27 protein-coding genes, 1 pseudogene and 1 other annotated feature are annotated in these 26,784 nt (G+C 68.0%); of the genes and pseudogenes, 21 read left to right on the top strand and 7 right to left on the bottom strand.

The window, feature by feature from the left end; all coding sequences use genetic code 11:
- Window positions 1–70: 70 nt before the first annotated feature.
- The 10 genes from ATJ97_RS00980 (at window position 71) to ATJ97_RS00935 (ending at window position 7,245) form a co-directional block, all read left to right on the top strand.
- Entirely contained in the window at window positions 71–394 is a 324-nt protein-coding gene (locus ATJ97_RS00980) for a hypothetical protein (protein WP_098482145.1), read from the top strand.
- Between the two features lie 91 nt (window positions 395–485).
- Complete coding sequence (locus ATJ97_RS00975; RefSeq protein WP_098482144.1) at window positions 486–782, top strand: hypothetical protein; 297 nt, start codon at window positions 486–488, stop codon at window positions 780–782.
- 586 nt (window positions 783–1,368) lie between these two features.
- A protein-coding gene (locus ATJ97_RS00970; RefSeq protein WP_425432714.1) for an IS3 family transposase occupies window positions 1,369–2,642 on the top strand; the annotation gives its coding sequence in 2 pieces (ribosomal slippage) (window positions 1,369–1,651 and window positions 1,651–2,642; 1,275 coding nt in all).
- Window positions 1,647–1,778, top strand: a sequence feature (AL1L pseudoknot). It overlaps the preceding gene by 132 nt.
- A gap of 88 nt (window positions 2,643–2,730) precedes the next feature.
- Window positions 2,731–3,510, top strand: coding sequence for a hypothetical protein (locus ATJ97_RS00965; protein WP_098482143.1), 780 nt, complete (start codon window positions 2,731–2,733; stop codon window positions 3,508–3,510).
- A gap of 66 nt (window positions 3,511–3,576) precedes the next feature.
- On the top strand, window positions 3,577–3,861 hold the full coding sequence (locus ATJ97_RS00960; RefSeq protein ID WP_098482142.1) for a hypothetical protein: 285 nt from the start codon (window positions 3,577–3,579) through the stop codon (window positions 3,859–3,861).
- A 396-nt stretch (window positions 3,862–4,257) separates the two neighbouring features.
- The gene (locus tag ATJ97_RS00955) at window positions 4,258–5,178 is read left to right on the top strand and encodes a ParA family protein (protein WP_098482141.1); all 921 of its coding nucleotides are present in this window, start codon (window positions 4,258–4,260) and stop codon (window positions 5,176–5,178) included.
- A 191-nt stretch (window positions 5,179–5,369) separates the two neighbouring features.
- On the top strand, window positions 5,370–5,645 hold the full coding sequence (locus tag ATJ97_RS00950) for a hypothetical protein (protein ID WP_211287003.1): 276 nt from the start codon (window positions 5,370–5,372) through the stop codon (window positions 5,643–5,645).
- A 124-nt stretch (window positions 5,646–5,769) separates the two neighbouring features.
- Window positions 5,770–6,423: a hypothetical protein gene (locus ATJ97_RS00945; RefSeq protein WP_098482140.1), complete on the top strand. Its 654-nt coding sequence runs from the start codon at window positions 5,770–5,772 to the stop codon at window positions 6,421–6,423.
- A 110-nt stretch (window positions 6,424–6,533) separates the two neighbouring features.
- Entirely contained in the window at window positions 6,534–6,806 is a 273-nt protein-coding gene (locus tag ATJ97_RS00940; protein ID WP_098482139.1) for a hypothetical protein, read from the top strand.
- Between the two features lie 103 nt (window positions 6,807–6,909).
- Complete coding sequence (locus ATJ97_RS00935; RefSeq protein ID WP_098482138.1) at window positions 6,910–7,245, top strand: histone-like nucleoid-structuring protein Lsr2; 336 nt, start codon at window positions 6,910–6,912, stop codon at window positions 7,243–7,245.
- 249 nt (window positions 7,246–7,494) lie between these two features.
- Here ATJ97_RS00935 and ATJ97_RS00930 read toward each other — a convergent pair whose 3' ends face one another.
- A complete protein-coding gene (locus ATJ97_RS00930; RefSeq protein ID WP_245861928.1) occupies window positions 7,495–8,547 on the bottom strand; it encodes a PDDEXK nuclease domain-containing protein in 1,053 nt (350 codons plus the stop codon).
- 1,099 nt (window positions 8,548–9,646) lie between these two features.
- On the opposite strand from ATJ97_RS00930, the gene ATJ97_RS00925 reads away from it, so the two are divergent.
- The 11 genes and pseudogenes from ATJ97_RS00925 (at window position 9,647) to ATJ97_RS00875 (ending at window position 18,996) form a co-directional block, all read left to right on the top strand.
- Window positions 9,647–9,949 (top strand): urease subunit gamma, encoded by a 303-nt coding sequence (locus tag ATJ97_RS00925; protein WP_098482137.1) that lies wholly within the window; start codon window positions 9,647–9,649, stop codon window positions 9,947–9,949.
- A gap of 18 nt (window positions 9,950–9,967) precedes the next feature.
- Window positions 9,968–10,363: pseudogene (locus ATJ97_RS20160) on the top strand (urease subunit beta); the annotation flags it as partial.
- A gap of 191 nt (window positions 10,364–10,554) precedes the next feature.
- Window positions 10,555–12,267, top strand: a complete 1,713-nt coding sequence (ureC, locus tag ATJ97_RS00915; RefSeq protein ID WP_098482135.1) for an urease subunit alpha — start codon at window positions 10,555–10,557, stop codon at window positions 12,265–12,267.
- Window positions 12,268–12,295: 28 nt separating this feature from the next.
- Window positions 12,296–12,772 (top strand): urease accessory protein UreE, encoded by a 477-nt coding sequence (gene ureE / locus ATJ97_RS00910; RefSeq protein WP_098482134.1) that lies wholly within the window; start codon window positions 12,296–12,298, stop codon window positions 12,770–12,772.
- Window positions 12,753–13,466: an urease accessory protein UreF gene (locus ATJ97_RS00905; protein ID WP_098482133.1), complete on the top strand. Its 714-nt coding sequence runs from the start codon at window positions 12,753–12,755 to the stop codon at window positions 13,464–13,466. Before ureE ends, ATJ97_RS00905 begins: the two co-directional genes overlap by 20 nt.
- Before the next feature lie 54 nt (window positions 13,467–13,520).
- The gene (ureG, locus tag ATJ97_RS00900) at window positions 13,521–14,135 is read left to right on the top strand and encodes an urease accessory protein UreG (RefSeq protein ID WP_098482132.1); all 615 of its coding nucleotides are present in this window, start codon (window positions 13,521–13,523) and stop codon (window positions 14,133–14,135) included.
- A complete protein-coding gene (locus ATJ97_RS00895) occupies window positions 14,132–14,989 on the top strand; it encodes an urease accessory protein UreD (RefSeq protein ID WP_098482131.1) in 858 nt (285 codons plus the stop codon). The genes ureG and ATJ97_RS00895 overlap by 4 nt, the downstream gene beginning before the upstream one ends.
- Before the next feature lie 387 nt (window positions 14,990–15,376).
- Entirely contained in the window at window positions 15,377–16,384 is a 1,008-nt protein-coding gene (locus ATJ97_RS00890) for a FecCD family ABC transporter permease (RefSeq protein ID WP_245861924.1), read from the top strand.
- Window positions 16,385–16,440: 56 nt separating this feature from the next.
- Window positions 16,441–17,427, top strand: coding sequence for an ABC transporter substrate-binding protein (locus tag ATJ97_RS00885; RefSeq protein WP_143426833.1), 987 nt, complete (start codon window positions 16,441–16,443; stop codon window positions 17,425–17,427).
- Window positions 17,424–18,200: an ABC transporter ATP-binding protein gene (locus ATJ97_RS00880; RefSeq protein ID WP_098482129.1), complete on the top strand. Its 777-nt coding sequence runs from the start codon at window positions 17,424–17,426 to the stop codon at window positions 18,198–18,200. The genes ATJ97_RS00885 and ATJ97_RS00880 overlap by 4 nt, the downstream gene beginning before the upstream one ends.
- Before the next feature lie 481 nt (window positions 18,201–18,681).
- Entirely contained in the window at window positions 18,682–18,996 is a 315-nt protein-coding gene (locus ATJ97_RS00875; protein ID WP_170037010.1) for an SHOCT domain-containing protein, read from the top strand.
- Window positions 18,997–19,401: 405 nt separating this feature from the next.
- Here the strand turns inward: ATJ97_RS00875 and ATJ97_RS00870 are convergent, their stop codons facing one another.
- The 6 genes from ATJ97_RS00870 to ATJ97_RS00845 all read right to left on the bottom strand — a co-directional run bounded on the left by ATJ97_RS00870 (window position 19,402) and on the right by ATJ97_RS00845 (window position 26,721).
- The gene (locus tag ATJ97_RS00870) at window positions 19,402–19,866 is read right to left on the bottom strand and encodes a hypothetical protein (RefSeq protein WP_098482127.1); all 465 of its coding nucleotides are present in this window, start codon (window positions 19,864–19,866) and stop codon (window positions 19,402–19,404) included.
- Window positions 19,867–19,910: 44 nt separating this feature from the next.
- On the bottom strand, window positions 19,911–20,693 hold the full coding sequence (locus tag ATJ97_RS00865) for a ferredoxin--NADP reductase (protein ID WP_211287002.1): 783 nt from the start codon (window positions 20,691–20,693) through the stop codon (window positions 19,911–19,913).
- 98 nt (window positions 20,694–20,791) lie between these two features.
- A complete protein-coding gene (gene acnA, locus ATJ97_RS00860; protein ID WP_098482221.1) occupies window positions 20,792–23,608 on the bottom strand; it encodes an aconitate hydratase in 2,817 nt (938 codons plus the stop codon).
- Window positions 23,609–23,610: 2 nt separating this feature from the next.
- Complete coding sequence (locus ATJ97_RS00855; protein WP_098482126.1) at window positions 23,611–24,150, bottom strand: OsmC family peroxiredoxin; 540 nt, start codon at window positions 24,148–24,150, stop codon at window positions 23,611–23,613.
- 78 nt (window positions 24,151–24,228) lie between these two features.
- A complete protein-coding gene (gap, locus tag ATJ97_RS00850; protein ID WP_098482125.1) occupies window positions 24,229–25,284 on the bottom strand; it encodes a type I glyceraldehyde-3-phosphate dehydrogenase in 1,056 nt (351 codons plus the stop codon).
- 762 nt (window positions 25,285–26,046) lie between these two features.
- The gene (locus ATJ97_RS00845) at window positions 26,047–26,721 is read right to left on the bottom strand and encodes a helix-turn-helix transcriptional regulator (protein WP_098482124.1); all 675 of its coding nucleotides are present in this window, start codon (window positions 26,719–26,721) and stop codon (window positions 26,047–26,049) included.
- Window positions 26,722–26,784 lie beyond the last annotated feature (63 nt).

Below are 26,784 nucleotides of genomic sequence, written 5' to 3'. Positions count from 1 at the left end.
ACCCAGCCCGGACCAGCCGCCGGCCCGCACCACCACTCACGCACCCGAACGCTTGTTCGACAATAGGTGCATGCAGACCCGGCTCACCGACGAACGCGGCCCCACGACCGCCGCGGTTCCCACCGTCAATCTCGACTGGAACGGCCGACGCGAACCCGCCTGGTACGAGGGCCACCAGCGCATCCTCAACGCCCACGAGGTACCCAAGCGTTTCACCCAGGCCCGCGCACCCATCCCCGTGCGTGCGCGCCTGGAGTGGGAGCACGACGGCGTTGAGCTCACCGACACCGTCGCCACCGCCTGGACCCACAGCCTCGCCCTGGTCGCCGTCGACGACGCCCGCTCACGCTTCCGCGGCGTCTGGGTCGACATCGGCGAGGTCGTGCGTCGATAGCTGGCGGATCGCCTGTGCACGCTGGCGCTGACCTGGGACTTATCCCCACCGCCCTTGTTCGACGTCAGTGGGGACCGAAAGGATCTCGAGCATGGTGACCATCGAGACGAGTCCCGAGACCGAAGCCATGGCGAGGGCGCGCGCCGCGCTCTTCGCCCTGAACACCCGCCCCGATGACATCGGGGCGCTGGCAGCCGGAGCGCTGTTCGCCCTCAACGCCGTACACCCTCCCTATCCCCCGGCCCGGGCGCTGCCAGGCGGAGAAGCTCCCACGCTCGAAGCGGTACGAGAGCTCCTCGTCGCGGCCGCCGAGGCCACGACCGACGTGCCCGAGCTCGGGCGCATCGCCCTGGCCGGCGAGGCACTGAACACCCCGATCGTCCGATGACCTACCGCCAGCACAGCGCCGAGCTCGCGCAGCACATGGCCGTCCTGACGATCACGGGAGCTTCCCGCCGGCTCGACACAGACGGTCTGGACGCTGCACTCCTCGCGCGGAAAACCACGTTGAACCTGATCAGCCAGACACTTGCCACGGTCACCGGGAACGACCCCCGTGCTCCGCAACCCGGCCGGCGTCCCCCACGACGCGGTAGGACCGACGGGTCGACCACGGTCGAGAACGGACGGGTGCGCGCCCTGCTCGAGGAACCCATAAGTGCCTACCAGCGGGCGCTGGCCGCATACCCCGCTCCCCCGCCCCAGCTCTCACTCGGTGAACGCGCCGCGATCACGCCTCACGCGAAGTCGACAACCGAGACTTGGTACTCCATCGCCAAGGCCGCCACCCTCGCCCTTCACGACTTCTCAGCAATTCAGGAAGGTATGGACGACGGGCATCGCTGGACTGTCGTGGCCGACGCGGCCGCCATCGGCCGCACCCTCTACGTCCTGGACAGCCACCTCGTAGAAGCGGCCGAGAATGAACCGCCCCGGGTTCCGTGGAGGGTTCCTTCCTTGGAAGGATCGATCTCATGTCGAAGACGACGAAGCGGTACCCGGAGGAGCTCAAGCAGCGCGCTGTGCGCATGGTCCTGGAGCACCGGCAGGACTACACCAGCGAGTACGAGGCGATCAGGACGATCGCGGAAAGGCTGGGGGTCGGGCACGAGACGCTGCGTAAGTGGGTGCGCCGGGCCGAGGTCGACGCCGGCGCAAGACCCGGGGTGACCAGCGCCGAGGCGACGCGGATCAAGGAGCTGGAGAAGGAGAACCGCGAGCTGCGGCGGGCGAACGAGATCCTGAAGTCCGCGGCGTCTTTCTTCGCGCGGGAGCTCGACCCGCCACAGCGGTGATCTGCCGGTTCATCGACGAGAACCGGGCCAGGTTCGGGGTCGAGCCGATCTGCCGCGTGCTGACCGAGCACGGCTGCAAGATCGCCCCGAGCACCTACTACGCCTACCGCTCCCGCCGGCCCGCGGCGCGGACCGTCTCCGACGCCACCGTCCTGCACGAGCTGCGCCGGCTGCGCCTCGACGCCCACGGCCGCCCGACCCCGGAGAGCCTGTACGGGTACCGCAAGACCTGGCACGCCCTGCGCGCCCGCGGCGTGACGGTCGCCCGCTGCACTCTCGAGCGGCTCATGCGCGAGCACGGGATGCGCGGAGCGGTGCGCTCGGGGAAGGTCCGCACCACCGTCCCGGGCAAGGACGGCAGCCGGGCCGGGGACCGGCTCAACCGCGACTTCACCGCCGCGGCCCCCAACCTGGTCTGGGTCGCCGACTTCACCTACGTGCGGACCTGGGCCGGGTTCGTCTACGTCGCCTTCGCCGTCGACGTCTTCTCCCAGGCCGTCGTCGGCTGGCACGCGATGACGACCAGGCACACCGACCTGGTGCTGACCTGCCTGCGCATGGCCACCTGGGCCAGGAGCCACCAGGGACACCCCGTCACCACCGGGCTGATCCACCACTCCGACGCCGGCAGCCAGTACACCTCGCTGCGCTTCACCGAGCACCTCGACCTCGAGGGCATCGCACCCTCGATCGGCAGCGTCGGCGACGCCTACGACAACGCCCTGATGGAGTCGATCGTCGGCCTGTACAAGACCGAGTGCATCAAGCCCGACGTCTTCCACGCCGGCCCCTACCGGTCGATCGCCGACGTCGAGTACGCCACCATGGCCTGGGTCGAGTGGTACAACACCCGACGACTCCACTCCGCGCTCGGCTACCTCACCCCGACCCAGCACGAAGCCAACCACTACGCCAAGCACGACTCCGTCCAGCCGGTCGGAGCCAACAACTGAACTCTCCACGGAACCCGGGGCGGTTCAGAACCTGCCCGACCTCGAACCGACGGTCCTGGAGAACCTGCATCAAACCCGCCACAGTGCGATGCCCCTGGCCGCAGAGGAAACAACCGCCCTCGCTCAGGGCGGGCCGCTGCCTGACCTGGACACCGTCACCGCGGAACCACAGGCGACCCCGGTCCGCGTCAGCAACGAGCTCGCGGCGGTCGAGGCGCAGGCCAGGCTGAGCCGCCAGGTCACCGCAGCCAAGGACATCAGCCCCGACGTCATCGGCTACACCGCCTGGACCCAGGGCCAGCTGATGGCCGGTGCAGCGCACCTCCTCGAGGACCACGACCCGGCCAGGGCTCAGCTGGCCGCCACCCTCAGGGACCAGCTGCTCTCCGTACGGGTGCGTGACCCGCAGCTCGCTGCGCTCGTGCCCGGGTCTCAGGTCCCGTTCGTCCAGTCCGCACAGTTGAAGCGCTACCTCGACGCAGTCATGAGAACCGACCTCACCACCTCGCGAGGCGATGACATCCGGCGCAGCATGAGCGCGATCGTGGACCACTCCCCCACCGTCGTCCAGGCACTGGCCAAAGCCGCGAACGCCCAGGTCTATGGTCACCGGTGGGTTGTCTCCTACGCCGGCCAGGACGGCTCAGCATCACCGTGGGGCGCATGGCACGAAGAGCTCGACGAGCCTCGACTGTGCACACAACTCGACCAGGCCGCAACGGTCGCCGCTGCCGCCCAGGTCCGGGCACCCCAAGCACCGGTGAGGTTCACACCCCAACCACCCGCCCACAAGACTCTGGCGGAGGTGAGCAGAACGCGGTCCCGCCCCGCCGCGCCGATGATCAACAAGCCTGGCCTCGGGCGTTAACGCCACCCAGCTCGAAGCGCCCCACACCGATCGGGCGCTCAACCGTCTCCACGAGGAACGTTCCCGATGCCTGACCCGGACGACTACCAGAACGCCGCCAACGCTCCCCTGCCCGGTGACGACGAACCCGCTCCCCTCCCCCGGCGCCAGCTCCAAAAGGCCGACGCCATCCTGCACGCGTACCTCAACGGCGCCGAGATGTGGGCCGAAGCCCTGCCCGACGTCGCCGCCCTCCTACGAGCGGGTCACATGCACGACCTCGTCAGCACGGGCCAGGTTCGCGGAGTGCCGACCATCGCCGAAGCCTCCGCAGCCCTCGACTCCTGGCCATGGCCAACCCCGAACACCTGACCCAACAACAGACTCTGTAAGTCACAGACCCTGGAACTCGCGGAGTCTGTTGGTTCGGCACTGCCGGAGTCTGTGAGTGCCGAAGTGCCGAAGTGACTGAGAGCCGGACTAACAGAGTGCCGGAGCATTGGGACCGCGGGAGGCCCGGGCGGCGCTGTAAGCCGGGATTGCTGCTGCTGCTGCTGCGGCGCCGCCGTGTGGATACCCGATGTGCACGGCGGGGGCCTGTGGAAAGGCCGGAGTCTGTGAGTGCCGGAGTGCCAGAGTCTGTAAGTGCCGGAGTCGCAGACTACGGACGTACAGAGTGCCGAACTAACAGACTTACGGCGCGCGTCCCACGCCAAGTCCCTCACGGCATGCACGATGAACGGGGCGCAGGCAAAAGGAGAAACGCTGATGGGTACCGGACTTGAACGTGTCGTCGCCGTGGTCAACGGCAAGGGCGGCGTCGGCAAGACGACGATCACTGCCAACCTCGGCGGCATGCTTGCCGCCAGCGGCTATAGAGTCCTGCTGGTCGACATGGACCCGCAGGGCAACCTGGCCGAGGAGCTTGGCTACACGCACAGCGACATCAACGACGACGGTCTCGCGCTGGCCCAAGCACTCACCTTCGCCGGCGCGCCCCAACCGGTGGCGGGGATCCGCGAGAACCTAGATGTGCTCGTCGGGGGACCGCACCTGGACATGGCGGCTGCCGGCCTGACCATGAAGGCTCAGAAGAGTCCTACTGCAGCAAAGCTTGCCCTAGCTGAAGCGCTGACACCGTTGGCTGCCGGGTACGACCTGATCTTCATCGACTGCCCGCCCGGGCAGGAGACGCTGCAGCAGGCCGCCCTGGCGGCCGCCCGCTGGGCGCTCATCCCCGTCAAGACTGACGCGTCCTCGCGTAAGGGACTGCGGGACGTCGCGCGACGGCTGGACGCCGTCGTCGACCTCAACCCCGATCTCGACCTGCTCGGTGTGGTGCTCTTCGGCGTCAATCGCTCGGCGAAGCGAGTCTCGGAAACCGCTCGCGAGGCGATTGAGCAGGATTTGGGTGCGGGTGCACCGATCTTCACGACCACCATCAGGCACGCCGAAGCGGCAGCTCAGGAGAGCCGCGACCGCGGACTGCTCGCCTTCGAGCTCGAGCAGGCCGTTCTCTCCGCCCCCAAGTGGTGGGAGCTGCGCCGGGGGCACGCCCAGAGCGACGGCCCGCGCTCACGATCGGCCGTGGGTCTCGCCGAGGACTTCCAGGCCCTCGGTGAAGAAGTCGTCGCTCGAGTCACCGAGAGCGAGCAGAGCCAGGTTCTGGCAGGGGAGGAGTCGAAGTGACCAGCGAAGCGCCACGCCGCACCCTTACCGGCCTCGCGCCCCGAACGGGTGCACCGGGGAACGCCCGACTGATCCGTAGCAACCGGGTAGCCGCCGCGCCTCCCGCGACAGAGCCCCGCGAACTCCCGGCGCCACCGACCTTGCGACCGGCCGAACCCACAGAGTTACAGACTGCCGGACTAACAGAGTCTGTGAGTATTGCCGCGGGTTCGTCGCTGCCGAAGTATCAGCGGCTTCGGCGCCGCGAGTCGCGCGTACACGACGACCAGGCGAACGCACTCACTGCGCTCAGTCGCCGCCTCAACAAAGAGCGGCGCCGGCCGGACGGTACGATGGCGGGGGAGCGGATCACCGACAACACGCTGCTGCGCGTCGCGATCGATCTGCTGCTCGTCCGTGCCGACGACCTGCACGGTACGACCGAGGCGGAACTGGCCGTGAGCCTCGGCCTTCAACCGCGCGAATAAGACCGGGCCTGACCTAACGGAAGCCTGAAAGTCCGTGCCCGAGGCGTTCCGGCCACGGGGGACTAGACCCTGCTGCCACAGAGCGGCCAGCGCCAGGCTAGGCGGGCCCACCAGAGGAGATGTGATGGACGATCGGTCCGAGAGCGGCACACACGAGGAGTACGAGGCGCTGCGCGCGGAAGCGATTCGCGCGATGACCAGAGCCGCCCGGTTCAGCTGGTCGAACGACAGCCCTATGGACTTCGGTGAATTCGTCACGCAGGTGGTCACTGCCACCGCCGCCAACATCGGCACGCTCAGCAAGTTGCTCGCCGGTCGCCCTGGCTCGTGGGAGGCCGACCTCGTGCGCCAGATGGTCGTCGGCGCGGCCGGCCCTGACGGGGACCACCTGCCTGAGCACCGCACCGACCCTGTAGTGGTCGATGTCGACGTCGAAGAGATCATGTGGGAGTCCGGCGTCGAGGAGGAGTTCGACCAGGCCGCTCACCAGGCACGTCAAGCAGTCATGGACGCGGCCGAAGACGGTACTTCGGGCACGGTCGACGACCGCGCCCGAGAGGCCGCGGACGACGTGTGGAACCGTCTGGAGGAGAAGAAGCGGCTCTATGCCGAGAGGCTCGAGGCCGAGATCCTCAAGGCAGCACAGGAGCAGGGCTATCGCGCGCCCGTGACTGTGCGCATCAATCCCCGCGATGCCAACTTGCACGAATACGGCACTGTTGAGCGCGCGCTGCTCGATATCGCCCGGGATCGCACCGACCTGCCGACCGTCGACTGATCTCGAACGTCCGGGATGACTAAGAGCGACACGAGTTGATGATCGACGGTATTTGGGAGGGCGGTCTCCGTTAGCCTGCGTGCTCAGCCGTGGGCCAATAGCGTCAGCCCATGCCGCTCGAGTCGGTGCCCGATGATGAGGGCGCGCACATCCACACGCTCACGCCTGAGCAGTACGGGGAGCCCGTCAAGATGGCGGAGCGACCAGTCCCCGCGCTTGCGTGGATCCGGAATCGGGACGGCCACCATCGCCTGATGGAGGTCGTGGCGACCGCGTGGACACCGCGGGCCGTGCAGGTCCGGTACACCGACGGCAACGACCACGTCCCCGTGGTCTGGCTCTCGGCACGGTCGGTTCTCCGCCTCGGGTCCAGCGACGAATAGCAGGAGCCACTGAAGGACCTGGAGAGTAGGTTCGTGCACCGCACGCAGCCTCCCTTAAAGTGGGGGCCCTGTTCATTAAATCTTGCGTATGAGGAGCCGGTCCGTGGCCCAGAAGAAGCACGTGGTGCTTGTCGACGACATTGATGGCTCGCCAGCATCAGAGACCGTGCTTTTCGGCCTGGACGGCGTCGAGTACGAGATCGATCTCAACGAGGCCCACGCTGGAGCCCTGCGTGAGTCATTCACCGAATGGATCGGTCACGCGCGCAAGCTGGCTGGCCGACGGAAGACGGGTCGCCGAACCGGTGCGTCGGCGGCGGCCGCCTCCGCTTCCGACACCGCGAAGGTCAGGGAGTGGGCACGGCAGAACGGCTACACAGTTTCCGATCGGGGGCGTATCCCCACGAGCGTCCGTGAGGCGTACCAGCTCGCGAACTGAAGTCCACGGTTGTCTCGGTTAACCGCACCAACGTGAAAGCTGAGGTCGGCGGGCGGCTGCGACGACCAGTTCGAGTTCACCCGTAACCTCGACTGGGCGGGGCTTGAAAATGGCTCCCTCAGCAGGACTGGCCCTGATGCAGTGAGCCGCTGGTGGTTCGCACGTCTCCGTTCACCCGCGTACGCCTGGTACTGCGACGCCGGCGGTGACGGCTTCCTCTGCCCATAAGCCCGGGCCGGTGGATCGACCTCAGTCCTGCGGCCGTTCGACCTCCGCCTCAATCTCGTCGAGCGCGGCGACCAGCTCGGCCTCGGTCGGGACTGCGGCGCGGATCGCGGCGGGCAGTGCCTCGTAGGTGTAGTCGGCCACCGCGAGGGGCTGGTCTGAGCCGGCGAGGGAGTAGCGCACGACGTTGTCGTTGCGTCCGGCGCACAGCAGGATCCCGACCGTGGGGGAGTGGCGGTCGTGGTCGCGCAGGTTCTCGTCGACCCAGGCGACGTAGAAGCCGAGCTTGCCGGCGTGCTCGGGGGCGAACCGTCCGACCTTGAGCTCGATGACGACGTAGCGGCCCTGCGGGATGTGGAAGAAGAGCAGGTCGATGTAGAACTCATCGCCGTCGACGGCGAAACGGTACTGGCGGCCGACGAAGGCGAATCCGTGGCCCAGCTCGAGGAGGAAGTCCTGCAGGCGGGCCATGAGCGCGTCCTCGAGGTCCTTCTCGGCGGCCGGGCCGGTGAGGTCGAGGAAGTCCAGGACGTAGGGGTCGCGGGTGAGCTGCTGGGCGAGCTCGGAGTCCGCAGCGGGCAGTTGCTCACGGAAGTTCGACGGCGCGGCGCCGACCCGGGTGTGCAGCCGGCTCATGATCTGGTTGAGCAGGACATTGCGGGACCAGCCGTGTTCGGCTGCGGCCGCGGCGTACCAGTTCCGGTCGTCCTGATTCTCGAGCTTGTCGAGCAGCACGGTGATGTGCCCCCAGGGGAGTCGTCCAACAGCCTGTTGGACGATTGCGTCCTCGGGCCAGGTTCCGGCGAAGGAGCGCATGTAGAAGAGGTTGCTGCGGGATAGTCCGCGCATCTGTGGGAACGCCTTGCGCAGGTCGGTGGAGAGCCGATCGATGACTCTGGTCCCCCACCCCTCAGCCTGCTGCTGGTCGAGGATGGACCGCCCGATCTGCCAGTACATCGCAACCAGTTCGGTGTTGACCACCCTCTGGGCGCGCCACCGGGACTCGGCGATAGTCTGCTTAAGCTGCTCAAGCAGCTGCGGGTAGTCGTCGGGCAGGGCCACCAGGTCGCCGGTCACGCGGCCATCGTGCCAGGCAGCTCTGACGACGGTTAGCTCGAAGAGATGCAAGGCGTCTGAAAACGGACGTACCCGACCGCTGATCTCCCGCACGACACCCCTACCGCCGGGCGAGATGGAGACCCTGCCCCAGATCGCCGAGGCGCTCGACAACCAAAGCGGAAATGCGTGGGTGGCACGAACAAAGCGAGGAGTTGGCTGTGAGCTTGGCGCTTCGTCGGCGGTCGCCCCTGCCGTAGCAGGCAGGAGCGACGCCGGCATGGACAGGCTGAGAACCCCGCGCCGGTCCGTTGATGCCTCACCGCCGAAGTCACGCAACACACGAGTCTAAGTCGGCGACGGGCGTCTCGACTCGGGCTCTCAGCGCCTGTTCACATCCGCCTGAAACTCGCCGGTGAGGCGCCGGGGGCCATCGGCACGGCGTCAGGCTCTGGCACTCCCGGAGGTGGTGAGCCCGGACTCTTCGGGATGACCAGCGCCGGCGGTGCGCCAGGCGTTGGAATCCCGGGACTCTTCGGCACCGCGGTCGAATACACAACGTTCGGCGGCGGAGAGCCGGGGCTCGTGGGTGTGACTAGGTCCTGCTTCGACGTCCACGTATGGATTTGTTACCTCCCGATTGGTTGCTAACGCGGTATTGACCGGTCCCTTCCATCATCGTCGAGGTGGAGCGCATATCAAGTCACTGCAAAGAATGGTTAACAGAATCACGGTGGTGCCGTCATGCACGAACCACCTCGCCCGTGACGCCGATCGCATGCCCCGTGCCAGTCGAGGCCCGGGTACGGCAGGCCGCGCCGAACGCTCGCTCACCGGCCGACGACTCCGAACTGTGCAGTCACCGTGCATGCCTAGGAGAGGAGGCTCCGCCCCTTGAAACACAGGGCCAGACTCGCGGCTCCAGCAGGAGGTCACCGTCCGTATTGTGCGGTCCGGCCGTCCCCCCGGGTCGTCGGCGTGTGCCCAGGTTGCGACTGACTTGCCGGGGGGGTCCGGCTGGAGTTACCTTTGCCGCATCCACGGGCCTCCCGGTCAAGTCTCTGGCCGGTTGTAGATAACGGGTGGACACCTTATTTCTGATGAACTAGGGGAGTTCTGTATGCATTTGACGCCCCGTGAGCACGAAAAGCTCATGATCGTGGTGGCCGCTGACCTGGCTCGAAGGCGCCGGGAGCGTGGCCTGAAACTGAACTATCCCGAAGCTGTCGCCCTGATCACCTATGAGTTGATCGAGGGTGCCCGGGACGGGCGCACCGTCGCCGAGCTGATGAGTTTCGGGAGCACGATCCTGACCCGTGACGACGTCATGGACGGCGTGGCGGAGATGGTCTTCCAGGTGCAGGTCGAGGCGACCTTCCCGGACGGCACCAAGCTGGTCACCGTCCACAATCCCATTCGCTGAGCGCTGAGAGGAGTACCCATGAAGCCGGGTGAATACATCCTCCGCGGCGGGCCGATCACCTGCAACGAGGGCGCCGAGACGCGCATCATGAACGTGACGAACCGGGGTGACCGGCCGGTCCAGGTCGGGTCCCACTACCACTTCGCCGAGGTCAATGCGGCGCTGGAGATGGACCGGGTGGGCGCGCGCGGCTTCCGGCTGGACATTCCGGCCGGGACGGCGGTGCGGTTCGAGCCGGGCGATGCGCGCAGCGTGCACCTGGTGGAGATCGGAGGGAACCGGCAGGTTCACGGATTCCAGAACCGCGTGAACGGGTCGCTGGGTGTGAGTATCCCTGCGGCCCATACCGAGGCCATCGGCGGTACCGCTGGAATCGATGCCGAGGCCGAGCCGCAGCTCGCTGCGGAGTTTGATATCGGCCTGCCCAACACGGGCGCCGATTCGACCGGATTCAGCACGAGTTTTGGGGTGGATCCGGTCTACGAGTCGCCCGGCCCGGAGACCGGTGACGCCGGCGAGGAGGTGGGGCGCGGTGCCGCCGAGCCCGCCGCAGAGGAACCAGAGGACGGCGGCGCACCGGCTGCCGAGGGCGGGGAGGACCGGCAATGAGCTTCGAGATGAGCCGCAAGCATTACGCGGAGATGTACGGACCGACCACCGGTGACGCGATCCGTCTGGCCGATACCGAGCTGCTGCTGGAGATCGAGCACGACTACACCCGGTACGGCGAGGAGGTGGTCTTCGGCGGCGGCAAGGTGATCCGCGACGGCATGGGCCAGAACGGGCAGCGCACCCGCGACGAGGACATCCCCGACACGGTCATCACCAACGTCGTCGTGCTGGACTACAGCGGCATCTACAAGGCCGACGTCGCTCTGCGGGACGGACACATCTTCAAGATCGGCAAGGCCGGCAACCCTGACATCTCCGACGGTGTCGACATCGTCATCGGTGCGGCGACGGACGTGATCGCGGGCGAGCACAAGATCCTCACCGCGGGCGCCATCGACACCCACGTGCACTTCGTCAGTCCCGACCAGATCCCTGTTGCGTTGGCGAACGGCACCACCACCCTGATCGGCGGCGGCGCTGGACCGTCGGATGCGTCCAAGGCCACCACCGTGACGCCCGGGCCGTGGCACATCGGCCGCATGCTGCAGGCGGTCGATGACCTGCCGGTCAACATCGGCTTGCTCGCCAAGGGGCACGCCAGCGCACGGGGGCCGCTGGCCGAACAGATCCGGGCCGGAGCCATCGGTTTCAAGGTGCACGAGGACTGGGGCGCCACCACCTCTTCGATCGACATGTCGCTGCGTGTCGCCGACGAGTTCGACGTTCAGGTGGCCATCCACGCGGACACGCTGAACGAGTGCGGCTTCGTGGAGGACACCATCCGCGCCATCGACGGCCGGGTCATTCACACCTTCCACACCGAAGGCGCGGGCGGTGGCCACGCCCCCGACATCATCCGTATGGCCGGGTTGCCGAACGTTCTGCCGGCCTCGACCAACCCGACCCTGCCGTACACGCACAACACGGTCGACGAGCACCTGGACATGCTCATGGTCGCTCACCACCTGAACCCCGACATCCCCGAGGACGTCGCGTTCGCCGACTCCCGGATCCGCAGGGAGACCATCGCCGCCGAGGACGTGCTGCACGACCTGGGTGTCTTCTCGATCACCAGCTCCGACGCGCAGGCCATGGGCCGGGTGGGGGAGATGGTGCTGCGTACCTGGCAGGTGGCCGATGCGATGAAGCGCCAGCGAGGCAAGTTCGCCCAGGATCCCGAACTCGGCGACAACTTCCGGCTCAAGCGCTATGTCGCCAAGTACACGATCAACCCGGCGCTGGCCCATGGGATCGCCGACTCGATCGGGAGCGTGGAGGTCGGCAAGTTCGCGGACCTGGTGCTCTGGGACCCCGCCTTCTTCGGGGTCAAGCCGGAGATGGTGATCAAGGGCGGGCAGATCGTCCAGTCGCTCATGGGCGACGCGAACGGTTCCATCCCGACCCCGCAGCCACGCACCCTGCGTCCCAACTTCGGGGCGCTGGGCAGTGCGGTGCACTCGTCCTCGATCACCTTCCTGCCGAAGGTCGCCATCGAGGAGGGCGTCCCGGAACGGCTGCAGCTGCGCCGGACCGTTCGCGCGGCACACGGCATCCGCACGCTGACCAAGGCGGACCTGAAGTACAACGGCGAGACACCGGACATCCAGGTGGACCCCGAGACCTACACCGTCACCGTGGACGGTGAAGTGGCGACCTGCGAGCCGTCCGACGTGCTGCCGATGGCCCAGCGCTACTTCCTGTTCTAGACCCGACATACCCGAGAGGAGGTACTCATTGATCATCGAGAACGTCATCGCCAACCGGCACGATCTCCCGGAAACTGCGCTTGCCGGCCTGCACGAGGAGAAGGTCGTCCTTCCCAGCAGCCAGCTGGTCAAGCGCGTCCAGCGCGTCACCACCGACCACGGCCGCGACATCGGCATCCGCCTGACCGCGCCGGCGGCGGACCTGCGCGACGGCGACATTCTTTTTCGCGACGAGTCGACCGTCGTGGTCGTCAGCGTCCTGCCCAGCGACGTCCTGGTCATCGCCCCGCGATCCATTCGTGAGATGGGCGTGGTGGCCCACAGCCTGGGCAACCGGCACCTGCAGGCGCAGTTCTTTGACGCCGGCAGCGAGTACGGGCCGGAGGTCATGGTGGTGCAGTACGACCACACCGTCGAGGACTACCTGCGGCACATGCAGGTGCCGTACTCCCGGCAGGAGCGGGTGATGCCCGTGCCTTTCCGACATGCCGAACACACGCACTGAGGCGCCGGGCCGCCACCCGTCGTCGTACCTGCTGCCCCTGCTGCAGCTCTCGGACTCCGCCCTGCCCACCGGCGCCTTCAGCCACTCGTTCGGGCTCGAGACGTTCCTGCAGCGCGGCCTCGTCCACGACGAGGAGACGTTCGCGGCCTGGCTGGCCCAGTACATCCACACCCAGCTCACCTACAGCGACGGCCTCGCCATCCGGCTGGCCATGGAAGCCCGCGCGACGGCGGACGTGCGGCACGTGGACGCGTTGCTGATCGCACAGGCTCTGCCGCGAGAGGTACGTGAGGCCGGAGCGAAGATGGGGGCTCGGATGCTCCAGATCGCCTCGGCCATTCTCGACAGCGAGGAACTCGAGGAGTACCGCCGGGATGTCGCCGGCGGGGCGTGCACCGGGCACCCGGCGCTGGCGTACGCCCTCGCGGGACGCGCCCTGCAGGTTCCGTTGCCCGAGCTGCTCAGCACGTACCTGTTCTCGGCGGCGACCTCGCTGACGCAGAACGCCATCCGCGCGATCCCCATCGGGCAGGACGCCGGGCAGCGGGTGCTCCGACAGATCCATCCTCATGTTGCCACCGCTACGGCACGGATCGCCGAGCTGGACCACCGTGACTTCGGTGCGGCCGCCCCCGGACTGGAGATCGCGCAGATGCGCCATGAACGGCAGCGCGCGCGCATGTTCATGTCCTAGGCCGCCCACCACACCATCGGCCGCCGTGACGGCCCGAAGCCAAGGAGGAAGACAATGGAACCCATCAAGATCGGCATCGGCGGCCCCGTCGGCGCAGGAAAGACCCAGCTGGTCGAACGCCTGACCCGACACCTGTCCGCGGAGATCTCGATGGCCGCCATCACCAACGACATCTACACCATCGAGGACGCGAAGATCCTGGCCGCCACCGGCGTCCTGCCGTTGGACCGGATCATCGGCATCGAGACCGGCGGCTGCCCGCACACCGCAATCCGCGAGGACACCTCGATGAACTCGGCCGCGGTCGAGGAGCTCAAGCAGCGGCACCCCGACCTCCAGGTCGTGTTCATCGAGAGCGGGGGAGACAACCTCTCCGCCACGTTCAGCCCGGAGCTCGTCGACTTCTCCATCTACATCATCGACGTGGCGCAGGGAGAGAAGATTCCGCGCAAGGCCGGTCAGGGCATGATCAAGTCGGACCTGTTCATCATCAACAAGACCGACCTCGCGCCGCACGTCGGTGCGGACCTGTCCGTGATGGAACGCGACTCAAGGGAGTTCCGCGGCGACAAGCCGTTCTGCTTCACCAACCTCAAGACCGACGAAGGCCTGGACGCGGTCATCGACTGGCTGCGACGGGACGTGCTGATGCAGGACCTGGCGCAATGACCGCAGCCGCCCCGGCAGCTCAGACGCAGCTACCCACCGGCGAGCTGCGCCTGACGATCGGTGAGCGCGGCGGCCGTGGCGTCGCCACCTCGCAGTACCACCAGGGCGCCCTCCGGGTCATCCGGCCGCACTACCTGGACGCCTCCAGCCAAGTCGCCTACACGGTCGTCAACCCCGGGGGCGGCTACCTGGGCGGGGACGTCTACGACGTCGAAGTCGAGGTCCAGGACAGGGCCCGGCTGCTGCTCACCACCCAGTCCGCCACCAAGATCTACCGGACACCCGGCGAGCCGGCCGTGCAGCGCACGCGCTTCACCCTCGGCCCAGGCGCCAGCCTGGAGTACGTTCCCGACCAGCTCATCGCCTACCGCGGGGCGAGCTACCGGCAGGAGACCATCGTCGAACTCGCCGCGGACTCCTCCCTGGTGATGTGCGACGTGATCACCCCGGGCTGGTCGCCGGAGGGGGAACTCTTCCGGTACGACGAGGTGCGCATCCGCAACGAGATCCGCCGGGACGGGCGTCTCTTCGCCCTGGACAATCTGCTGATCCGCCCCGGCGAACCCGGCGCGCCGCTGTCGGGCATGCTCCTCCTCGAGGACTACTCGCACCTGGGTGCCATGCTCGTCGTCGACCCCCGCGTGGACGCGGACCTGGTGCGCGAGCTCGAGGACCTGCTGGTCCCGCTGGATCCCGACGGGCAGCTCGGGGTCTCGCTGCTCAACGGCCCCGGCTTCGCCCTGCGGGCCCTGTCCCGCTCGACCGACACCCTGAACACCATGCTGCACGCCGCCGTGGACCTGCTCCGTGACCGCTGGTTCGGCCAGCCGGCCCTGAACCTGCGCAAAGGCTGACACCCGCCCACCTTGCTGTCCCCACGAACCGTGCGTACTCCGAACAGGTACGCACGAGAAGCCTCGGACCGTGATCAGGACCGGCCGCGGCTTGCGCCGGGAGGCCGGTCAGGGACACGGCCCGCGAACCGGTCACCATTGGCCACTCCCGGTTAGCGGTCTCCGCGCGCGTTCAGATGTACGGCTGACCCGTCTGTTTGCCTCACTCTGCGGTCGCCTTCGTCCGTGTGGCAGGGCTCGTCCGCTTCAATTCTCTTTCGGGAGGCACTGATTCTCATTCCATCACGGGGCACGAGCCCCCGCGAACTCGACCGGAGCGATGTTCGAACCCTGTTAGAGGCCGACCCGTTGGGCCGGGCGCGGCTCCGTCGCCATCATCGCTTCTGGGTGCTTACGCTGACCGCTGTTCTCCTCGCCGGAATGGTCGCGTCGGTGGTGAGCGGGCCCGTCACTGTTGATGCGGCGACGGTGGCCCGGGTGATCTGGTCCCACCTGGCCGGGCCGGTGCCGGCGTACCAACTCGATCCGACGGCAGTGGCGATCGTCTGGGACCTCAGACTGCCCCGCGTGGTGCTCGGCAGCGCGGTGGGTGCCGGACTGGCGGTCTGCGGAATGGCCCTGCAGGCGATGGTGCGCAACATGCTGGCCGATCCCTACCTGCTCGGCATCAACTCGGGGGCCTCCAGTGGTGCGGCAGCCATGATCCTGTTCGGTGTCGGACTCGGCCTGGGCGAGCACGCGCTGCCGGCCAGCGCCTTCATCGGCGCCCTGGTGGCGTCGATGATGGTCTTCCTCGTCGCGGGCGCCGCCGGACGGGTGACCTCGATCCGCTTGCTGCTCGCCGGCGTCGCGATCGGTTACGCCCTGACGGCTGTGACCAGCTTCCTGGTCTTCGCCTCCGGATCCGCCGAGGGGTCCCGGTCCGTGATGTTTTGGTTGCTGGGGTCTTTGACTTTGGCGCAGTGGGGCAGCCCCTTGGCCATCGTCGTCGCAGTCGTCGTAGCGACCACGGGCGTGCTGACTCTTCGCGGCACGCAGCTGGACGCACTGGCGATCGGGGACGAGACCGCGCACATCCTCGGCGTAGCACCCGCACGATTCCGCGCCCAGCTTCTCGTCATCGTCTCACTGTGCATAGGTGTGGTCGTGGCCGCCGCAGGGTCCATCGGTTTCGTCGGACTGGTGGTCCCGCATCTGGCGCGCAGGCTCGTCGGGTCCGTGCACACCTGGGCCGTACCCGTCTCTGCGTTGCTCGGTGCGATCTTCCTGATCTGGGCCGATCTGCTGGCACGGACTCTGCTCCAGCCCCAGGAGATTCCGATCGGGATCATCACCGCGTTCGTCGGTGCCCCCTTCCTGATCCATCTCACCCGAAGGATGGCCCCGGTCCACTGATCCTCCCTCCGCGCACCCGTCCGTCGCTCAACGCCCACTGTTCGAAGGAAAGAGACATGCGAACCATCCACCTGCTGTCCGTGTCCGCCGCCATTGTTCTCGCGATTGGCCTCGGCGGCTGTGCCGGCAGCCCCAGCACGACCGGCCAGCAGCCGGACGTCGACGGATACCCAGTGGTCACCACCAACTGTGGCGTCGAGGTCACGGTGGATGCGCCGCCGGAACGGGTGGTCCTGCTGGACAGTTCACCGGTGGCCTACCTGACAGCGCTTGGTGTGATGGACAAGGTCGTGGCCCGTGCGGGCGTCTACCCGTCCGACTACTTCGATGCGGCAACCCGGTCCGAGCTGGCGCGCGTTCCGCTCCTGACCGACAAGTTGGACACCACCGGCCACCTGCAGATCTCGCAGGAAGCCGTGCTGGCGCAGCGTCCGGACCTGGTCCTCGGTTCGGCTGAGAACCTCAACCGAGAACAACTTGCCGCCGCCGGCATCCCCGTGCTGCAGGAACCATCCTTCTGCCCCGGAGCCCCCGAAGCGCCGACGTTCAACACCATCAGCGACCAGCTGCACACCTACGGAGAGATCTTCGACGTCGAAGAACAGGCTGCGGCTGCGGCCAGCGAGCTCGAGGGCCAGCTGGAGCAGCTCACCTCCGAGACGAGCACCACCGCCCGCCGCACGGCGGCCGTCCTGTACCCGACGGTCGGCGGCGGGAGCATCTACGCCTACGGCACCAGGTCCATGGCCCAGCCGCAGCTGGAGGCCGCCGGACTGATCAACGTGTTCGACGACGTCCACCAGCGCGTCTTCGAGGTCACCCGCGAGGAGCTCATCGGTCGCAACCCCGACGTCCTGGTCCTGCTCCACTCCGACGGAGATCCCGCTGCCGTGGCCGATGCCGTGACATCGCTGACGGGTGCCTCGGCCATCACTGCGGTGGCCAACAACGACGTCCTGGTCCAGCTCTTCAACTTCACGGAGCCCCCCTCGCCACTATCGGTTAAGGGACTCGAGCGCATCGTCGAACGGTTCAACCCGTGATCTCCGGCTCTGGGATCTCCTTCTCCTACGGCCCCCGCAACGTCCTTGATCATGTAGACCTGCAGGCGCGGCACGGCGAGGTCCTGGGCCTGGTGGGACCGAACGGCAGCGGCAAGAGCACCCTGCTGCGGATCCTGTACGGCTCGCTGTCCCCCCGGACCGGCACCGTCATGCTGGACCACACGGAACTGCACCGTCTCAACGCCCGCGAGCTGGCGCAGACGGTCTCCGTGGTGGTGCAGGAGACCCCCGGTGACTTGCCGCTCCTGGTCTCCGACATGGTCCTGCTCGGCCGCACCCCGCACCATCCACGGCTGGGTCGCCACACGGCACGGGATGAGCAGGCTGCCGCAGAGGCACTGGAACGTGTGGGGATGCTGAGCCGAGCAGACCAGAGCTTCGACCGGCTCTCCGGCGGGGAACGCCAGCGAGTGCTGATCGCCCGCGCCCTGGCACAGGAAGCCACCCACCTGCTGCTGGACGAACCGACGAACCACCTGGACATCCGCTACCAGCACGAGATCCTCGACCTGGTGCGCAGCCTGGCCCGCAACAGCGACCACGCCATCGCCGTGGTCCTGCACGACCTCAACCTCGCCGCCGCCTACTGCGACCGCCTGCTACTCCTCAGCCAGGGCCGGGTCATCGCGTCCGGCACACCACCCGAGGTCCTGACTCCCGAAAATCTCGAGCCGGTATACCGCATAGGAGTCCGCCGCCTCGAGCTCGACGACAGCTTCCACCTCGCCTTCAGACCATCATCGCCGGCATGACATAGAAGATGTGGTCCGAAGCCGATGCTCAACTTCGCGAGTACAAACGCTGATTTGCGGATGCGGCCAGGCGTCGATGGTCGGGCCGGTGACGACCGGTCTTCCACTGACTACGCGGTCGCGCGGCCTCACGCCCGACCAGTACGGCCAGCCCATCAAGGCAGCCGTGCACCCCTGTGCCCGCCCCGACGGGTATTCGCACTCGCGATCGCCGCCGACATCCGGTCGGTCGATGCGGTCGCGACGATGGACACGCCGGGCAGTGCAAGTCCGGTACACCGACGACGACAGCATCAGGTGGGCAGATACGGAGAAGCGGCGGTGAGGATGCCAACCCCGCGCCGATCACCTTGCCCTGGCTAAAACTGCCGTGCAGAGTTGGCGCCCGGGCAGAGACGACCTCAGCGATTGGCCGGACGCGGTCGTCACCTGACCTGATGTCGGTATGCTCGCGCCACTGTCGGACGACGAGGGAGCGATGATGCCCACCGACCTGCTGCCGCCTGACCCGGCGTTCGCCACTCTCTTCATGGTCGTGACGGTCCTGATCGCGATCGGCGGTCTCACCGTCGTCATCATCGCGGTAAAGAACTTTCGCCGAGCCCGCCAGCACGGTCTGGACCCGTTCACGGTAGAGACCGACCTGGCGGCGCGCGTGATGGAGAGCCAACTCCTCGCCCCGCGCGACGCATCTCCGATCCGGGCGCGGCTGGACGAGTTGGCGATGCTCCACCGCGACGGGGTGATCAGTGACGAGGAGTACGGCCGGGCCAGGGCTGCAGCGCTGGGCAACTGACGCACGTGGAAATACCTATGGTGCCCTCCGGCGGGTTCACCAGTTCCTGCGCTGGCGTGGATCCGTCCCGGGTGGGGCCTGTGAGGCTCACCCCCTGCTCACCCCCTGCCCAACGCTGAAGTTCCCCCAGGCGTCCTCTGCCAGTCACAGCTCACGGGCCGCAAACGATGATGTGGTTTCCTAGCCGGCGGCCACTGCGGGGGCGTCCTGCTCCGGGACCCCGGGCGGGTGCTGGTCCGCCGGCGCCCCAACTTCGCCCTGCGCCCGGTTCGCCATGGCAAGTTGGCGCCGTAAACCGACATGACAGCACTTGGCTCGGACTCGAAGCTTCCATGCGACGAGACGCCGGCCTCCGTGAGGGCAGCGTGCGGGTCACGCATGGCGGTTCCTTCGTGATCGGAGCGGTCAGTGAGTGGCGGGGGCGGGTCGTTGCCGGGGCCGGTCGTAGACGCTGGCGAGCTGGCCCAGGGTCAGGGCGGCCAGCAGCAGCCCGAAGTCGCGTAGAGCGATGTCGTAGAAGCCGGTGTAGGTCAGCAGGTTGAGGAGGATGCCGGCCAGCCACAGGGCGACGACGTAGGCGCCGTAGCGGGGCTTGAGCGCTACCAGGACGCCCGCGACGATCTCGATCACGCCGACGATCATCATGGCGGTGTGGGCGGTGAAGGGCAGCAGGTTCACGATCCACGGGGCGAGGTAGGCCTCCCAGTTCGTCAGGACGTTGGTGAACTTGTCGAGGCCGAAGACGATCGGCAGGACGGTGAAGCCGATCCGCAGCAGCGCGAACGCGCCGTAGGCGGGATCGGTGCGGGCGTGGTGCTGCGCGCCGGCGTTGGCTCCTGGGGTGGTGGGGCTGGCGACGTTGGCAGCCATGAGACTTCTCCTTCGAAGTGGGTGCGGGTGTGATGGTGGGTGGCTCAGTAGCCGGAGAACTCCTCGGTGCGGATGTCGTCGTCATCGACGCCGGCACCGTTGAGCACCGCGCGCATGGCGCGGACCATCGTGGCGGGGCCGCTGAGGTAGTAGATGGGGGCCGTGAGGTCGTCGAGGTGTCGGGAGAGCATGGCCTGGTCCACGTGCCCGGTCTCGCCCGTCCAGGCGGTTCGGGATGTCTCGGGCCGGGTCATGGTGGCGACGAGGGTGAAGTTTGGCTCGGTCTCGGCGAGCCGGTGCAGCTCCTCGAGGAAGGCCGCGTCCTCGGGGCGCTTGTTGGAGTAGAACACGGTGATCGCGGGGCCTGTCTGCTCGTGGGCGGCCTGCAGGGCGATGCTGCGCACGGGGGTGATGCCGATCCCGCCGGTGAGGAAGACGGCGGGCCGGGCGACGTTGTGGTGAAGGGTGAAGGAGCCGTGCGGGGCGTCGAGCAGGAGCTCGGTGCCGATCGGCAGGTCCCGCAGGACGCGTTTGAAGGCGGTGTCGCGCAGGCGGGTGGTGGCCATCAGCCGGGGCTCGTAGGGGGCGCTGGTCAGGGTGAAGCCGCGGATGTCACCCTCGCTGTCGGTCTCGGCGGGGTCGAGCAGGGTGTAGTCGGCGAACTGGCCGGCCCTGTACTCGAACCCGGGCGGCTTCTCGAAGTAGAAGGCCATGGTGCCGTCGGCGACCTCCTTCCGGTCCAGGAGCCGCGTGCGTGGCAGGGGAGCGGCTTCGTCCGGGTCCGTCGGGCCGCTGGAGCGGCCGGCGCTGGTCACTGGTGTGGACATGGTGTGCTTTCCCTCGTGGTGGGTCGGGGGGACCGGGGCTGTGGTGGGGCGCGGTATGAACCTGTCCGGGGCATGCCGCGGCCACTTCTGGGCGGGTGTCAGCTCGTGCCCACCTCCGCGGTTGTGAGGAGGTGTCGTAGGACGTACTGCAGGATGCCGCCGTGGCGGTAGTACTCCTGCTCCGCGGGGGTGTCGATCCGTACGACGGCGGCGAACTCTGTCTGCCCGTGCTCGCCGTCGGCTCGGACCGTGACCTCGGGCGGGACCGTCTCGGCGCCGGCGAGGCCGGTGACGGTGAAGGTCTCCTCCCCGGTGAGGCCGAGGCTGCGGGCGGACTCCCCCGGGGAGTACTGCAGGGGAAGGACGCCCATGCCGATGAGGTTGGAGCGGTGGATGCGTTCGAAGGACTCGGCGAGCACGGCTCGTACGCCCAGGAGTGTGGTGCCCTTGGCGGCCCAGTCCCGGGAGGACCCGGAGCCGTACTCGGCGCCGGCAAGTACGAGCAGGGGCACGCCGTCGGCGGCATAGGCGGTCGCGGCGTCGAAGATGCTCATCTGCTCCCCGTCGGGCAGGTGGCGGGTGAACCCGCCCTCGATGCCGGGGACCAGCTGGTTGTGCAGCCGGATGTTGGCGAAGGTGCCCCGGATCATCACCTCGTGGTTGCCGCGCCGGGAGCCGTAGGAGTTGAAGTCGCGGACGCTCACGCCATGGTCGAGGAGGTACTGCCCGGCGGGTGAGTCCTTGCGGATCGATCCGGCCGGCGAGATGTGGTCGGTGGTGACCGAGTCGCCGAGCACGGCCAGCGCCCGGGCGGCCGTGATGTCACGCAGCGGCTCGGGCTCGCGGGGCATCGCTTCGAAGTAGGGCGGGCGGCGCACATAGGTGGAGGTGTCGTCCCAGGTGAACATCTCCGCCGAGGGCATGTCGAGGCTGCGCCAGTTGGCGTCACCGGCGAAGACGTCGGAGTAGCCCTTGGTGAACATCTGTGCCTGGACCACCTGCCCGACCACCGCCTCGACCTGGTCGGTGGAGGGCCAGATGTCGCGCAGGTACACCGGTTCGCCGTCGGTGTCGTGGCCGAGGGGGTCGCTGGTCAGGTCGGTGTTCATGGTCCCGGCCAGGGCGTAGGCGATGACCAGTGGTGGTGAGGCGAGGAAGTTCATCTGGGTCTCGGCGTGGATGCGTCCTTCGAAGTTGCGGTTGCCGGAGAGCACCGCGGCGACGTTCAGGTCGTGCTCGGTCACCGCGGCGCTGACCTCGGGGATCAGGGGGCCGGAGTTTCCGATGCAGGTGGTGCAGCCGTAGCCGACCAGGTCGAACCCGAGCTCGTTCAGGTACGGGGTGAGTCCGGCCTCGTCGTAGTAGTCGGTGACGACCCGGGACCCGGGAGCGAGGGAGGTCTTGACCCACGGCCGCGTGGTCAGTCCGCGCGCGACGGCGTTCTTGGCGAGCAGGCCGGCGGCGAGCATGACCGAGGGGTTGGAGGTGTTGGTGCAGGAGGTGATGGCGGCGATGACGACGTGGCCGTGGTCGAGCTCGGTCGCCCGGCCGTCGATCGTGACGGGTACCGGCGCGGTGGGCCAGGTGACGTCGGCGTCCGGGCGTGATCGGTCCACCGGTTGCTGCTGGTCCTCGATGCGGCCGAAGGCGATGGGGTCCGAGGCCGGGAACGACTCGGCAGAGGCTTCGTCCAGGCCGACGAGCTCGGCCGGCACCTGTGAGCCCTCGGTGAGGATCTGACCGATGACGCGGCGGGCCTTGGACAGGGCGATGCGGTCCTGGGGGCGTTTTGGCCCGGCGATCGAAGGGACCACGGCGTCCAGGTTGAACTCGACGGTCTCGGAGTAGATCGGTTCGTGGTCAGGCTCGTGCCACAGGCCCTGCTCCTTGGCGTAGGCCTCCACGACGGCGACGTGTTCCGTGCTTCGCCCCGTCAGCCGCAGGTAGCGCAGAGTCTCCTCGTCGATGGGGAAGATCGCGCTCGTGGAGCCGTACTCGGGGCTCATGTTGCCGATGGTCGCCCGGTTGGCCAGCGGGACGTTGGCTACGCCGGGCCCGTAGAACTCGACCATCTTGCCCACGACGCCCTTGTGCCGCAGCAGCTGCGCGACGGTGAGGACGAGGTCGGTGGCGGTCGCGCCGTCGGGAAGGGCACCGGTGAGCTTGATGCCCAGGACCTGGGGGACGAGCATGCTCATCGGCTGGCCGAGCATGGCGGCCTCGGCCTCGATCCCGCCGACGCCCCAGCCGAGCACGCCCAGACCGTTGACCATCGGGGTGTGCGAGTCCGTGCCGACGAGCGTGTCGGGGTAGGCCTGCGGCAGCCCCGACCCGCCGAGGATCTCGCGGGTGAACACGACCCGGGCGAGGTACTCGAGGTTGACCTGGTGGCAGATCCCGGTACCGGGCGGCACGACGACGAAGTCGTCGAAGGCCTGCTGGCCCCAGCGCAGCAGCTGATAGCGCTCCTGGTTGCGGGAGAACTCCAGGTCGGCGTTGACCCGGAACGCGTCGGGGCTGCCGAAGGCGTCGGCGATCACGGAGTGGTCGATGACCAGCTCGGCGGGGATCAAGGGGTTGATCCGTTGCGGGTCACCGCCGAACGTGGCCATCGCGTCGCGCATCGCCACCAGGTCCACGACACAGGGAACGCCGGTGAAGTCCTGCATCAGCACCCTGGCCGGGGTGAACTGGATCTCCGCGCCGTGGTGCGCCGCCGGGTCCCAGCTCGTCAGAGCGGTGATCTGGTCAGCGGTCACGACCGTGCCGTCCTCGCACCTGAGCAGGTTCTCCAGGAGGACCTTCAGGCTGTACGGCAGCCGCGCGGTGCCCTGGACGTGGTCGAGACGGAAGATCTCGTAACGCCGGCCACCGACCTTCAGCTCGGCGCGAGCATCGAAGCTGTTGCGCGTCACGGTCATCTCCCTCGCAAGGACTGCACCTGGCGAGCAGCGGTCCCACGGAACACGGGTCTTGCTACCGCCGATGGCCGGATACTCCTCGGTCCCGGGACAGGACGCGAGGGCTGGAGGGTGGTGCTGAGGGTGACCTCGACGGCGGTCAGGGCCCGGCTGAGCGGGCAGTTCATCGCCGCTGACTCGGCGATGCGCCGGAAGCCTTCCGCCGAGACTCCCGGGACCCGGGCGGTGATGTGGAGGTGGATGCCGGTGATTCCCGTGCCGGCGACGAAGCTGACCTCCGCGGTGGCGTCCAGCCGTGTCGGTCGGGTGCCGTTCTCGGTGAGCTCGCGGGAGAGCTGCATCGCGAAGCAGGCGGAGTGTGCGGCGGCGAGGAGCTCCTCGGGCGAGGTCCTCCAGCCGTCGTGGCTCGTGGTGCGGGCCTTCCAGTCGACGTTGAACCGTCCGACCCCGGAGCTGTCGAGCGTGGTCGCGCCCGATCCGGAAGCCAGGTCCCCGTTCCAGGTGGTGCTTCCCCGGCTCTTCAGTGGTGTGCCCATGGCGTGTGCCTCCTAGCGTGCTCCCGGTCTCCGCGAGTCGAAGCCGTGGCGGTTGTCTGCCCGTTCGCGCGGACCCGGTCAGCCGAGTACCGCCTGTGGCGCGCGTGCTGGCCGAGGTCGATCGGGGGAGAGGTGCTGACCGACGTAGGCGGTGATCAGCACCAGGCTGTGGGCGTAGCCCCACTCGTTGTCGTACCAGGCGACGACCTTGACCAGGTCGCCGATCACCTTGGTCAGGCCCGCGTCGAAGATCGAGATGTGCGGGTCGCCGGCGATGTCGGAGGAGACGACGGGGTCCTCGGTGTAGGACATCAGGCCCTTCCACTGCTCGCTCTCGGTGGCCTTCTTCATCGCGGCGTTGACAGCTTCGATGCTCACCGGTCTTGCGGCGGTGAAGGTTAGGTCGGTGGCGGAGCCGGTGGGGACCGGGACCCGCATGGCGTAGCCGTCCAGCTTGCCCTTGAGCTGGGGCAGGACGAGGGAGACCGCCTTGGCGGCGCCGGTGGTGGTGGGCACGATGTTCAGGGCCGCGGCCCGGGCGCGCCGCGGGTCCTTGTGCGGGCCGTCCTGGAGGTTCTGGTCGGCGGTGTAGGCGTGGATGGTGGTCATCACGCCGCGCACGATGCCGAACTCGTCGTCGAGCACCTTGGCCAGGGGGGCGAGGCAGTTGGTGGTGCAGGAAACGTTGGAGATGATGTGGTGCTTCGCCGGGTTGTACTCGGTGTGGTTGACGCCCATGACGAAGGTGGCGTCCTGATTCTTGGCCGGCGCGGAGATGATGACCTTCTTGGCGCCGGCGTCGAGGTGGGCGCGGGTCTTGGTGGCGTCGGTGAAGCGGCCGGTGGACTCGATGACGATGTCCACGCCCAGCTCGTCCCACGGCAGCCCGGCCGGGTCCTTCTCCGCGAACGCCCTGAAGGTCAGGGCCCCGACGCTGATCGAGTCCTCGGTGAAACTGACCTGCTCCTCGAGCCTGCCCAGGACCGAGTCGTACTTCAGCAGGTGGGCGAGCGTCCTGGTGTCGGTCAGGTCATTGACGCCGACGATCTGGATGTCGGCGCCCTCGGCCAGCACGGCACGGGTGAAGTTGCGGCCGATGCGACCAAAGCCGTTGATGCCGACTCGGATAGTCACGATGTCCTCCCGGGGGCGCCTCACCGGCGCGCTAACCCCCTGTGTTCTTGTTGGGTCGACCGCGCTGCAACAACTGAGGTTGAGATGTCGGGCTTCGCCCTCCCCAATGGCCGTTCTCCGCAGCTCGCGGTCTCCTCGTGGGAACGGTGATCGGGGTGAGAGCGGCTAGGGGCAGCCGTCGACGCGTGGAGCGGAGCCCCGAACCACAACCTGGGTGGCCGGGCCTTGAGTGCCGTGCGAGACCGGGTCAGCTGCGACCCCGGCACAGCGATCGTTGACGCGCCCGGACGAGCCGGAGGCGCGGCTAGCCGTGAGTGCTCATGATGCCTCTTTTTCACGAGTTGTCCTTGTATTAACCCCCGGGAGGACGGAAGATGCAAGGGCTGACGGTTGGAGGCAGACGTGGACCTACGGGACTGCTGCGCAGGCACCGATGTGCAGGGCAGGCCCATGTGGACGAGCGTCCGGGGGGCCACATGGACGAACCGACCTCCGCCGCTGCGCATCCGCGCCGACGAGGGGGAGCGGCGCGCGGCACACCTGATGGCAGCTCGCCCGATCCGCGTGATTACGGCGCAACAGTCGCGACGTTCCACCCCGCGTCGGCTATGTCATGGGCGAGGAGGTGGGGCGAGAGCTGCCGCTTCCTGGCTCAGCCCCGGCGTGGGAGCAGCAGGTCCAATTGACGATCCGGTGCCGGTCCCGGAGGCGGTGGCGCGGAGACTGCCCATCCGTGCTCGGCCAGGTCTTGATCCGTTCCTGTCATCTCGTCGCGAACTGCACGAGGCATCCCTGGGAGGTGGCGAAGGGCACCAGGCGGGTCACCTCGACCGGGGCGCCGAGGCGTTCGAGCAGGCCGCGGATCAGGCCGAGTTGGAGCGAGCACACGACGTCGCGGTGCTCCTGGGCGATCTCCAGGAACGGGCAGTGGCGCTGGAGCAGCGAGAGCTGGTGGCGGTCGGAGGTGATCTGGGGATCGAAGCCGATGCTGGTCAATGCTTCTGCCAGCAGGGTGATGGCCTCGGTGGCGTCGGCGGCCGGCCCGGTCCAGTCTTCCATCAGGCGCTGCGACCAGGCCTTGCCGGCCTGCTCGGTCAGCTCGGCGGACCGAGGGACGCCCTCGGCGAGAACACTCGCCAGCACCTCGGCCAGCGCCCGGAACTCACGTCGGGTGCCCAGCGCGTTGGGCTGCGGGGCCGCGGTGAACCGCAGCGCAGGACGGCCGGGAGAGTTCGGGTGCTCGCCCTGGCGGTGGACCAGGCCGTCCTGCTCCAGCCGACCCAGGTGGAAGCGGACCGTGTTCGGGTGCAGGCCGAGCCGGGTCGCGAGGTCCTGCACGCCGAGACCTTCTGGCGAGTCCCGCAGCGCGCGCAGGACGCGGACACGGCTGGAGACCGCATCGGTGCGGTCTGGGTCCACCTCCCCGGCAGCTCGCATGCCTCAATCGTCTCACCCGCAGCAGGCACGTGCTCCGTCCGAGTTGTGCTCCCGTCGAGAGCC

Source organism: Georgenia soli (assembly GCF_002563695.1).
Lineage (GTDB): Bacteria > Actinomycetota > Actinomycetes > Actinomycetales > Actinomycetaceae > Georgenia > Georgenia soli.
Note: the sequence above shows the minus strand (reverse complement) of the source record. Positions and strands in the feature narration are given on the sequence as shown.

What these genes read in the sequence shown, in the direction of transcription:
- ATJ97_RS00855 (WP_098482126.1), bottom strand. Translation starts at nt 24,150, where the DNA reads ATGGGCACACCACTGAAGAGCCGGGGAAGCACCACCTGGAACGGGGAC.
- ureC (WP_098482135.1), top strand. Translation starts at nt 10,555, where the DNA reads ATGAGCTTCGAGATGAGCCGCAAGCATTACGCGGAGATGTACGGACCG.
- ATJ97_RS00865 (WP_211287002.1), bottom strand. Translation starts at nt 20,693, where the DNA reads ATGTCCACACCAGTGACCAGCGCCGGCCGCTCCAGCGGCCCGACGGAC.
- ATJ97_RS00960 (WP_098482142.1), top strand. Translation starts at nt 3,577, where the DNA reads ATGCCTGACCCGGACGACTACCAGAACGCCGCCAACGCTCCCCTGCCC.
- ureG (WP_098482132.1), top strand. Translation starts at nt 13,521, where the DNA reads ATGGAACCCATCAAGATCGGCATCGGCGGCCCCGTCGGCGCAGGAAAG.
- ATJ97_RS00945 (WP_098482140.1), top strand. Translation starts at nt 5,770, where the DNA reads ATGGACGATCGGTCCGAGAGCGGCACACACGAGGAGTACGAGGCGCTG.
- ATJ97_RS00885 (WP_143426833.1), top strand. Translation starts at nt 16,441, where the DNA reads ATGCGAACCATCCACCTGCTGTCCGTGTCCGCCGCCATTGTTCTCGCG.
- ATJ97_RS00925 (WP_098482137.1), top strand. Translation starts at nt 9,647, where the DNA reads ATGCATTTGACGCCCCGTGAGCACGAAAAGCTCATGATCGTGGTGGCC.
- ATJ97_RS00895 (WP_098482131.1), top strand. Translation starts at nt 14,132, where the DNA reads ATGACCGCAGCCGCCCCGGCAGCTCAGACGCAGCTACCCACCGGCGAG.
- ATJ97_RS00870 (WP_098482127.1), bottom strand. Translation starts at nt 19,866, where the DNA reads ATGGCTGCCAACGTCGCCAGCCCCACCACCCCAGGAGCCAACGCCGGC.
- ATJ97_RS00905 (WP_098482133.1), top strand. Translation starts at nt 12,753, where the DNA reads ATGCCGAACACACGCACTGAGGCGCCGGGCCGCCACCCGTCGTCGTAC.
- ATJ97_RS00940 (WP_098482139.1), top strand. Translation starts at nt 6,534, where the DNA reads ATGCCGCTCGAGTCGGTGCCCGATGATGAGGGCGCGCACATCCACACG.
- ATJ97_RS00975 (WP_098482144.1), top strand. Translation starts at nt 486, where the DNA reads ATGGTGACCATCGAGACGAGTCCCGAGACCGAAGCCATGGCGAGGGCG.
- ATJ97_RS00845 (WP_098482124.1), bottom strand. Translation starts at nt 26,721, where the DNA reads ATGCGAGCTGCCGGGGAGGTGGACCCAGACCGCACCGATGCGGTCTCC.
- ATJ97_RS00955 (WP_098482141.1), top strand. Translation starts at nt 4,258, where the DNA reads ATGGGTACCGGACTTGAACGTGTCGTCGCCGTGGTCAACGGCAAGGGC.
- ATJ97_RS00965 (WP_098482143.1), top strand. Translation starts at nt 2,731, where the DNA reads ATGCCCCTGGCCGCAGAGGAAACAACCGCCCTCGCTCAGGGCGGGCCG.
- ATJ97_RS00875 (WP_170037010.1), top strand. Translation starts at nt 18,682, where the DNA reads ATGCCCACCGACCTGCTGCCGCCTGACCCGGCGTTCGCCACTCTCTTC.
- ATJ97_RS00980 (WP_098482145.1), top strand. Translation starts at nt 71, where the DNA reads ATGCAGACCCGGCTCACCGACGAACGCGGCCCCACGACCGCCGCGGTT.